We start from the raw sequence: 8,637 nt of genomic DNA on the forward strand, positions 1-8,637 counted from the left end.
CGTCACCCGGGGGCGCGGGGGTCGATCAGAGGTCGCGCGGATCGAGGAGGCCGCGGGCCACCGCGCGCACCAGCCGTCGGGGCACGCGGTGGGTCACCCCGCCGACGCTGACCGGGACCAGCTCGGGTGCCTGCGTGTTCCACCGGGACCGCCGGGCGCGGGTATTCGACCGGGACATCCGGCGCTTCGGAACTGCCATGTCTTCCTCCGTCTCAGGCGCGGCGCTGCCGCTTTCCGTACTTGCGTTCGAACTTCTCGACCCGTCCCGCGGCGTCGAGCACCCGCGCGGTTCCCGTCCAGAACGGGTGCGACTCGCTCGTGACGTCGACGACCACCAGCGGGTAGGTGTTGCCGTCGGACCATTCGACGGTCCGGTCCGAGGTGAGAGTCGAGCGCGTCAGGAACGTCGATCCGGTATTCGCGTCCTGGAACACGACCGGGTGGTAGTCGGGGTGGAGGCCGGTTTTCATGCCTGTCCTTCTTTCCTCGGTGCTGACGGTTCGATCGCGAAGTCCTCGCAGGGCTCGCGGTGGTAGTCGCCGAACGGGTCTTCCCAGGTGGTCCAGCTCGCGGGGTCGGCGAACTCGGCATCCGTGAGCAGTGCCGCATGCAGCGCACCCAGAATCTCGTCGGGGTCGGCGTCGTGAACGAGGACGACGAGTGAGCTGTCGCGGTCGCCGTAGTTGTCGTCCCAGCGCAGCGCGGCCATGGCCCGTCGCGTCGCGGGCACGCGTTCCTGCTGGTCCGGGGTCATCGACACGAGCCACGGCCCGGCATGCGCGACCCGCAGGCCGCCACCGGCGGACTCGAGCAACAGCGCGTTGCCCGGTTGGGTGGCAACCCATGCGCGACCTCGCGCCCGTACGACCCCGTCGAGGAGCACGTCGATCGCCTCGTGCAGCCGCTGCGGATGGAACGGCCGGGCCGCGGTGAATTCGAGGAGTCGCACTCCCCACTCCTCCCCGAGCGGCGGTTGCCCGCGCAGCAGTGGGGCGTGTGCGTCGTCCACGCGCCCGCGACGCGCGGTCGCCGGGACCTGCGCAAGCAGGGCTTCGACGTCGGGCCGGTCCGTCCAAGCGAGGGGCGCACCGGGTGCGAGGCGGGCGAGCACGGCCTGCAGCCGGGCCTGCTGCCGGTCGTCTGCGCCGGGTGCCACTACGAGTGCGTCGGCGAACTCGACCTGACCCACGACGACCTGCGCGACCGTGCGGTCGTCGTCGGTGCCGGGCCGCAGGTCGACGTCGCCGGTGGCGTCGTCGAGCCAGGTCCGCCCGTCGATGCAGGTCACGACGGCCTCGACGCGCACGTCGCGGGCGGCCGGCCCGTCGATCTGCCCGACCACCCCGGCGACCACGACGTGTTCGACGGCCCAGCACAGCGCCTCTGGTTCGAGCTGCGGATCGAGGTGCAGGACGATCCTGTCGACGGTGCTGCGGGTGTGGAGGCGGCGTAGCAGCGGCAGGAGATCTTCGCGCAGGGTGCAGGAGACGCATCCGTGGGCGAGTTCGAGAACGTCGAGTTGTTCGCTGTCGACGGTCGTGAGGGTGCGCCGGAGGACGCCTTCGCCGAGGTGATCGAGGTCGTGGTGCACGACGACGGTGCCGGGCCGCAGCAGTGCTCGTGCGGCGCGGTGGGTCGGACCGCACAGGCCGGACACGACGATCAGCGGTGTCCTGGTGTCCACCGAATCCACCTTTCGATAACGATTGTCATTAGCTGGACGGCAGCGTACAGTCGGATAAGCCATTTGTCGAAAATGATTGTCGTTACGCTCAGCGTGTCGGCGAGGAAGGACATATCGTGTCGGCGCACTGCCAGGTCACCGGACGCGCTCCCGGCTTCGGGAAGACCGTCTCCCACTCCCACGTCCGAACGAACCGCCGCTGGAACCCGAACATCCAGCGCAAGACGTACTTCGTGCCCTCGGAAGGCCGGCGCGTCACCCTCACCGTCTCCGCGAAGGGCATCAAGACCATCGACCGCGACGGCATCGACGCAGTCGTCGCCCGGCTGCGAGCACGGGGAGTGCGGCTCTGATGGCCCGCAACGAGATCCGCCCCATCGTCAAACTCCGCTCCACCGGCGGCACCGGATACACCTACGTCACCCGCAAGAACCGCCGTAACGACCCCGACCGTCTCGTCCTGCGCAAATACGACCCGGTGCTGCGCCGGCACGTCGACTTCCGAGAGGAGAAATAGCGCGTGGCCAAGAAATCGAAGATCGCTCGCAACGAGCAGCGCAAGCTCGTCGTCGCCCGCTACGCGCAGCGCCGCGCCGAACTGAAGGACGTCGTCAGGCGGCCGTCGAGCACCGACGGCGAACGCCGCGCCGCGCAGGCCGCACTGCAGAGACTGCCCCGGGACGCGAGTCCGGTAAGATTGCGCAATCGAGACGCTGCGGACGGCCGCCCGCGCGGCCACCTGCGAAAGTTCGGGCTCTCACGCGTGCGTGTGCGCGAGCTCGCCCACCGCGGGGAATTACCCGGCGTCCACAAGTCGAGCTGGTGAGGAGCACCGAATGGCAGTCAGGCGAGGACCGTCCAAGAAGGCACGCGCGCAGGAGAGCCGCCGCCCCAAGAAGAACCCGCTCTTCGCGGCGAAGATCGAGTACGTCGACTACAAGGATGTGAACCTGCTCCGCACGTTCATCTCCGACCGCGGCAAGATCCGCAGCCGTCGCGTCACCGGCCTGACCCCGCAGCAGCAGCGTCAGGTTGCCGTCGCGGTGAAGAACGCCCGCGAGATGGCACTGCTCCCCTACGTCAGCAGCAAGTAGGACAGCATTCCGACGCCGCCCCGTCCACATTCGGACGGGGCGGCGTCGTCGTTCCCGGGCACGAGTGTGCAGTTGTCGTCAACCTCCTGAATCCGCCTGGCATCCGACGACCATTTGTGCACACTCGCACCGAATTCGGGCGCGAAAAATCGGACGACAATAGGGGTGGGCGCCGTCTACGGTCCGTCGCGGAACACCGACGACCGAGGAGGAAGCAGCAGTCATGTCCGAGTTCCCGCTCTCACTGAGCGGTCAGCCCATCGTCCGGCTGTGGGCGCACGAGCACGAGATCGAACCGCAGGCCCTGGCCCAGCTGCGCAACATCGCGCGGCTCGACCCGGTGCGCATTGTCGCGGTCATGCCCGACGTGCACCTCGGCAAGGGCGCCACCGTCGGCTCGGTCATCGCCATGCACGACGCGGTGGCGCCGTCGGCGGTCGGCGTGGACATCGGCTGTGGGGTCGCCGCGGTGAAGACATCGCTGACCGCGGCCGACCTGCCCGGCGATCTCGGTCCCCTGCGCGCGGCGATCGAGAAGGCCATCCCCGTCGGCTTCTCCGTCCACAAGAGCCCGGTCGAGACCCGACGGCTCGGCGGGACGATCGAGAGCCGGTCCGCCCGGCTGTGGGAGCGCTCGAAGGAACTGCGCGCCCCGGTTGCGCGTGCACTGGCCAAGGCACCGTGCGCGGTCGGCACCCTCGGCGGCGGCAACCACTTCATCGAGTTGTGCCTCGACGCCGACGACGCGGTGTGGCTGACGCTGCACTCCGGGTCGCGCAACATCGGCAAGGAACTGGCCGAACGCCACATCAGCGTCGCCAAGCACCTGCCGCACAACCGCGACCTTCCCGACCGCGACCTGGCCTACTTTCTCGCCGGGTCCCCCGAGATGGACGCGTACCTGTTCGATCTGCGCTGGGCCCAGGACTACGCGGCCCTGTCCCGCGCGGTGATGGTCGCGCTGTTCCGCGACGTGGTGACCGAGGCGTTTCCGCAGGTGCGGTTCACCGACGAGATCAACGTCCACCACAACTATGTCGGGACCGAGACCGTCGACGGAGTCGAGTACGTCGTCACCCGCAAGGGCGCGATCCGGGCCGGCTCCGGCGACCTGGCACTGATTCCCGGATCGATGGGGACCGGCTCGTACGTGGTGCGCGGCCTCGGCAACCCGCGGTCGCTGTACTCGGCGTCGCACGGGGCAGGCCGCCGGATGAGCCGGGGCGCCGCGAAGCGCGCCTTCACCGTCGACGATCTGCGTGCCCAGACCGCCGGAGTCGAATGCCGTAAGGATTCCGGTGTGGTCGACGAGATCCCGGGTGCCTACAAGGACCTGAACGAGGTGATCGCGGCGCAGGACAACCTCGTCGAGGTGGTGACCCACCTGCGTACGGTTCTGTGTGTGAAGGGCTGAATCCGGGCGGACACCGGGTGTGACCTGGGTCATCGGGGTGTGATCTCTAGACTCGGCCGTCGTGTCTGGCGTGGTTGCGGGGTTCAGTGTCATCTTCGTGATCATCGCGATCGGATTCGTCCTCGGCCGCACCGGAACGCTCGGTCCCGAGGGTCAGGTGGTGCTCAGCCGCCTGGTGTTCTTCGTCGCGACCCCGGCGCTGCTGTTCGACGCACTCGCCAGCTCCGATCTTTCGGTCATCTTTTCTCCCACGCTGTACGTCGCCGCAGCTACCGCGTTCGCGATCGCCGCGTTGTACCTGGTGATCGCGAAACTGTGGCTGCGGCGACCGCTGCCGGAACTCACCATCGGGGCGCTCGCCGCGTCGTACGTGAACTCCGCGAATCTGGGCATTCCGATCGCGGTGTTCGTCCTCGGCGACGCGTCGTTCGTCGCGCCGCTGCTGCTGTTCCAGATCGTGCTGTTCTCCCCGATCGCGCTCACGATCCTGGACCTGTCGACGATGCGGGCCGGTGCGTCCCGCATGGAGACCGTGACCGCGCCGTTCAAGAACCCGATCGTGCTGGCCGGCGCAGCGGGCCTGATCGTCGCGGTCACCGGGGTGACGCTGCCCGCCGCTGTGCAGCAACCGTTCCACCTGCTCGGCGGCGCGTCCGTCCCGGGGGCGCTGCTCGCGTTCGGGTTGTCCCTGCAGGGAGTGAAGGTCCTCGAGAAGGGCCAGAGCCCTCGCCGCGACGTCGCGCTCGCCTCGGTCCTCAAGATCGGTGTGCAGCCGGTGCTCGCGTATCTCATGGCGCGCTGCCTGCTCGGGCTCGACGGTCACGAGTTGTTCGCGATCGTCGTGGTCGCGACCCTGCCGACCGCGCAGAACGTGTTCGTCTACGCGAGCCGCTACGGCCGCGGGATGGTGCTGGCCCGCGACGCAGCACTCGTGACCACCCTCGCATCGATCCCCGCCATCGGCCTCGTCGCCCTCCTGCTCGCATGAGGGCGAATAACGTGGGGTCCGTGCGTCTGCCGTCGATCCTCGCCTGCGCCCTGACGATTGCCGCGTGCGCTGCCGGCGACGCCGACGCGCCGCCGCTGCCGCAGGCGCCGACACCCGCCGGGGCGACCGTGTTCACCGCACGCCCCGACCTGCTCGACCCGCATCCCCTGGCGATCACGTCGTGGTCTCCGGCGGGCGACGGCATCGCCGTGCACTTCGAAACCGGAACGCCCGAGTGCTACGGCGTCGACGCGACCCTGACCGAAACCGACAGCGCGGTCGCGGTCACGCTGGAAGGCGGAACGCTCCCGGAGGCCGCGGACCGCATGTGCATCCAGATCGCCGTGACCGGCGTCCTCGAACTGCCGCTGCGGGCACCGCTCGCCGGCCGCACCGTGACGGCCGGTTGAGCCGTGCCTTCCGTATCCCGCCACTGGCTGATCCACCTGTGCACCGCGACCGCGCTGCTGCACGCCGCGTTCCAGTCCGTCCGCGTGCTGGTGTCCTATCGGGTGCTCGCGCTCGGCGGGGACGCCACCACCATCGGCGCGATCACCGCGCTGTACGCGATCGTGCCGCTCGTCGCGGCCGTCCAGTTCGGACGGGCGGTGGATCGACATCACGCCGCGGGCATCCTGCGTTCGGGTGTCGTCCTGACGACGGCCGGTGTCGCGGTGATCGCCCTGAGCCCGAACCTGCCGGTGCTCGGCGTCGGCAACGTCGTACTCGGGCTGGGCCAGCTGCTGGTCACCGTGTCGGGACAAGCTTTCGTGTCGATCCTGTCGCCACCGGACCGCCTCGACCGCGGCTTCGCCTGGCTCACCCTCGGGGTGTCGGTCGGGCAGGCCGCGGGCGTGCCCCTCGCCGGGGCGATCGCCGCGGCGGGCGGGGACGATCCGACGGCCGTGAACACCACCCCGGCGCTGCTGGTGATGACCGCGATCTCCGCGGTGGCGCTGCCGTTCGTCGTCGGACTGCGCGAACCCCCCGAGTCCGGACGCCGCAGCGGCGACGACGCACCGCAGTCGGTGCTGTCGATGCTGCGCACCCCCGGCATGAAACCGGCGATGCTGTCGAGTCTCGTGGTGCTCGCGGCCGTGGATCTGGTGGTCGCATACCTGCCGCTGCTCGGCGCCGAATTCGGGTTCGGGGTGCTGCTCGTGTCAGCTCTGCTCACCGCCCGCACGGTCGCGTCCATCGCGTCGCGCGCGTTCTTGCCGTGGGCGTTGCGCCGGGTGTCGCGTCGGGCGCTGCTGATCTCCGCGACCGCCGCGACGATCGTCCCCGTCGCGCTGATCCCACTCGTTCCGAACCCGTGGGTGATCGGTGCGCTCCTCGCGATCTGCGGCATGTTCTGGGGTGTCGGCCAGCCCCTGACGATGACGTGGGTGGTCCAGTTGGTCTCGGAGCAGGACCGCGCCTCCGCCCTCGCGGTCCGCCTGACCGGCAACCGCCTCGGTCAGGTCGCGGTCCCGCTCGCGGCCGGCGCGGTCGCGGGGGTGGCGGGCACGGCGTCGGTGTTCCTGGTGACCGCCGCCCTGCTGTCCGCCGCCGCCACCAGCACGTGGCGCGCGACCCGCGCCCGTGTGCCTTTCCGGCGGCCCTGACCGCCACAAAGGCACACCGGCGCGTCAGCGCCTCCGCGACCGCACGTAGTCGCCGACGACCGCCGCGCCCAGCCCGTCGAGATCGGGGGCGACGACGCGACCGCCGACGCGGCGCGCCATCCGGTCCACGATCCGGGCCAGGCCGGGATCGTCGCCGAGCCGGAAGATCGTGATCTGCGCACCCAGCCGCGCCAGATGGTCCAGTTCCCGGACGGTCAGCCCCAGGGTGCGGGGGCTCGGCGGGTAGTCGAACATCGCGTATCCCTCGGGTTCGATGTGCGCGGTCGGTTCCCCGTCGGTGACCACGAGCACCACCGGTTGCGCGTTCGAATGCCGACGCAGGTGCCGGCCGGCGAGCATCAGCGCATGATGCAGATTGGTGCCCTGCTCGTACACACCGTCCAGGCCCGCCAGCTCCGTCGGGGTGACCACACGCGCGTGCCGCCCGAACGCGATCAGCTGCAGCGCATCTCCGCGGAACCGCGTCGACACCAGGTGGTTCAGGGCCAGCGCGGTGCGTTTCATCGGCACCCAGCGACCGTCCATCACCATCGAGAACGACGTGTCCACCAGCAAAGCGACCGCCGCCTGCGCCCGCTGCTCGGTTTCGACGACCTCCACATCCGTGACCGCCATCCGCACCGGTACCCGGCCGGGATCGCGCAACGTCGCGTTGGTGAGTGTGCGTACCACGTCCCAGGATTCGGTGTCCCCGAATTCCCACGGCCGCGACGCCCCGGTCGGTTCACCCATCGCACCGGCGCGACGCGTCTCGCGCTGCCCGCCCCGCGACGACAACCGGTTCATCACGTCCCGCAGCGCGGTCTGCCCGAGCTGACGCATCGCCTTCGGCGACAGCCGCCACTGCCCGTCCGCGCCGCGGTCGAAGAAACCCTGCCGTTGCAGTTCCTTCTCCAGATCGGCGAGGGTGCGCGCGTCGGCGGCGGCCTCGTCGCCGAGCTGCCGTGCGAGCATGTCCAGATCGATGTCGTCGAGGGCGGCACCCGCATACTGCTGCGACAGTTGTTCGGCGAGCGCGTCGAGTTCGGCGATGTCCTGCAACGCCCCGGTGGCTTCGCCCAGACCCATCCCCTGGTCGCCGCGGAACCGTTCGGACCCGGACCAGTCCTCGCCGGGCCGCGCGGCCTGCAGGTGCGCGTCGAGCCGGTTCAGCTGCTGCATCAGCGACGGCGTCCCGAACGCCTGCTGCGCGAGCGCATCCAGTTCGTCGCGCTGCTCCTGCGTCATCGAGTTGCGCAGCCGCTGCGCCGCCGCCGCACGCTGCGCCAGCGAATCGAGCAGTTCCTCGACGTTGCGCGGGTTCTCCGGGAAGAAGTCGCCGTGCTCGGCCATGAACTGCTCGAAGTCCTCGGGCGTGTCCTCGCCGCGAGAGTGCTTGTCCAGCAGGTCGTTCAGGTCCTCCAGCATCTCGTTGACGCGGCGCCGGTCCTCGTCGGTGGCACCCTCGAGCGCCTGTTTCATCCCGGCGAAGCGCTGATCGAGGACCTCCCGCCCGAGCAGGTCGCGGATCTTCTCGTAGTCCTCCCGCGCCTCGGAACTGCGCCAGTCGTAGTCGGCGAGTTCCTGCACGGCCTGCGCGGTCGACGACGGGAGTTCCTCGATCCGCATCTCCGCGAACCGCGCATCGTCGTCGAGGGCACGCGCGAGTTCCTTGCGTTCGGCGAGCACCGCGCGATCGAGCAACTCGCGCACCTCCCTCAGGGTGCCGTCGAGATTGGTGCGGTTCAACAACTCCCGCTTGCGCCGGTTCGCCTGCGCCGCAAGCTGATCCAGACCTCGGATGTTGCCACGCCCGCGGCGCAGCAACTCCCGGAGCGCCCGCCGCGGTG

At 69.8% G+C, this 8,637-nt stretch carries 12 protein-coding genes; 8 read left to right on the forward strand and 4 right to left on the reverse strand.

Features of this window, described 5'->3' with window-relative positions:
• Window positions 1–25: 25 nt before the first annotated feature.
• Genes rpmF through mrf form a run of 3 tightly spaced genes read right to left on the reverse strand, consistent with a single transcriptional unit; the run spans window position 26 to window position 1,684 of the window.
• Window positions 26–199: a 50S ribosomal protein L32 gene (gene rpmF / locus I0Q12_RS13785; RefSeq protein ID WP_197252457.1), complete on the reverse strand. Its 174-nt coding sequence runs from the start codon at window positions 197–199 to the stop codon at window positions 26–28.
• A gap of 13 nt (window positions 200–212) precedes the next feature.
• Entirely contained in the window at window positions 213–470 is a 258-nt protein-coding gene (locus tag I0Q12_RS13790; RefSeq protein WP_197252458.1) for a type B 50S ribosomal protein L31, read from the reverse strand.
• Window positions 467–1,684 (reverse strand): ribosome hibernation factor-recruiting GTPase MRF, encoded by a 1,218-nt coding sequence (gene mrf, locus I0Q12_RS13795; protein ID WP_197252459.1) that lies wholly within the window; start codon window positions 1,682–1,684, stop codon window positions 467–469. The genes I0Q12_RS13790 and mrf overlap by 4 nt, the downstream gene beginning before the upstream one ends.
• Before the next feature lie 116 nt (window positions 1,685–1,800).
• Here mrf and rpmB point away from each other — a divergent pair, with 116 nt between their 5' ends.
• The 8 genes from rpmB to I0Q12_RS13835 all read left to right on the forward strand — a co-directional run bounded on the left by rpmB (window position 1,801) and on the right by I0Q12_RS13835 (window position 6,787).
• The gene (gene rpmB / locus I0Q12_RS13800) at window positions 1,801–2,037 is read left to right on the forward strand and encodes a 50S ribosomal protein L28 (protein ID WP_197252460.1); all 237 of its coding nucleotides are present in this window, start codon (window positions 1,801–1,803) and stop codon (window positions 2,035–2,037) included.
• Window positions 2,037–2,201, forward strand: a complete 165-nt coding sequence (gene rpmG / locus I0Q12_RS13805) for a 50S ribosomal protein L33 (RefSeq protein WP_197252461.1) — start codon at window positions 2,037–2,039, stop codon at window positions 2,199–2,201. Before rpmB ends, rpmG begins: the two co-directional genes overlap by 1 nt.
• A gap of 3 nt (window positions 2,202–2,204) precedes the next feature.
• Complete coding sequence (rpsN, locus tag I0Q12_RS13810) at window positions 2,205–2,510, forward strand: 30S ribosomal protein S14 (protein ID WP_197252462.1); 306 nt, start codon at window positions 2,205–2,207, stop codon at window positions 2,508–2,510.
• A 10-nt stretch (window positions 2,511–2,520) separates the two neighbouring features.
• The gene (gene rpsR, locus I0Q12_RS13815; RefSeq protein ID WP_068161411.1) at window positions 2,521–2,778 is read left to right on the forward strand and encodes a 30S ribosomal protein S18; all 258 of its coding nucleotides are present in this window, start codon (window positions 2,521–2,523) and stop codon (window positions 2,776–2,778) included.
• Between the two features lie 223 nt (window positions 2,779–3,001).
• Window positions 3,002–4,192, forward strand: a complete 1,191-nt coding sequence (locus I0Q12_RS13820) for an RtcB family protein (protein WP_197252463.1) — start codon at window positions 3,002–3,004, stop codon at window positions 4,190–4,192.
• Between the two features lie 61 nt (window positions 4,193–4,253).
• Complete coding sequence (locus I0Q12_RS13825) at window positions 4,254–5,180, forward strand: AEC family transporter (protein ID WP_197252464.1); 927 nt, start codon at window positions 4,254–4,256, stop codon at window positions 5,178–5,180.
• A 20-nt stretch (window positions 5,181–5,200) separates the two neighbouring features.
• Window positions 5,201–5,590, forward strand: a complete 390-nt coding sequence (locus tag I0Q12_RS13830) for a hypothetical protein (RefSeq protein ID WP_197252465.1) — start codon at window positions 5,201–5,203, stop codon at window positions 5,588–5,590.
• A gap of 3 nt (window positions 5,591–5,593) precedes the next feature.
• Window positions 5,594–6,787 (forward strand): MFS transporter, encoded by a 1,194-nt coding sequence (locus I0Q12_RS13835; protein ID WP_197252466.1) that lies wholly within the window; start codon window positions 5,594–5,596, stop codon window positions 6,785–6,787.
• Between the two features lie 24 nt (window positions 6,788–6,811).
• Here I0Q12_RS13835 and I0Q12_RS13840 read toward each other — a convergent pair.
• Window positions 6,812–8,637 (reverse strand): VWA domain-containing protein (locus tag I0Q12_RS13840; RefSeq protein WP_197252467.1); only part of this gene is annotated, 1,826 nt, incomplete at its 5' end.

It is taken from the genome of Rhodococcus sp. CX (assembly GCF_015865005.1).
Taxonomy (GTDB): domain Bacteria; phylum Actinomycetota; class Actinomycetes; order Mycobacteriales; family Mycobacteriaceae; genus Rhodococcus.

Excerpts from the sequence above, each read along its gene's own strand:
- rpmF (WP_197252457.1), bottom strand. The coding sequence starts at position 199 with ATGGCAGTTCCGAAGCGCCGGATGTCCCGGTCGAATACCCGCGCCCGG.
- I0Q12_RS13790 (WP_197252458.1), bottom strand. The coding sequence starts at position 470 with ATGAAAACCGGCCTCCACCCCGACTACCACCCGGTCGTGTTCCAGGAC.
- rpmG (WP_197252461.1), top strand. The coding sequence starts at position 2,037 with ATGGCCCGCAACGAGATCCGCCCCATCGTCAAACTCCGCTCCACCGGC.
- rpsR (WP_068161411.1), top strand. The coding sequence starts at position 2,521 with ATGGCAGTCAGGCGAGGACCGTCCAAGAAGGCACGCGCGCAGGAGAGC.
- I0Q12_RS13820 (WP_197252463.1), top strand. The coding sequence starts at position 3,002 with ATGTCCGAGTTCCCGCTCTCACTGAGCGGTCAGCCCATCGTCCGGCTG.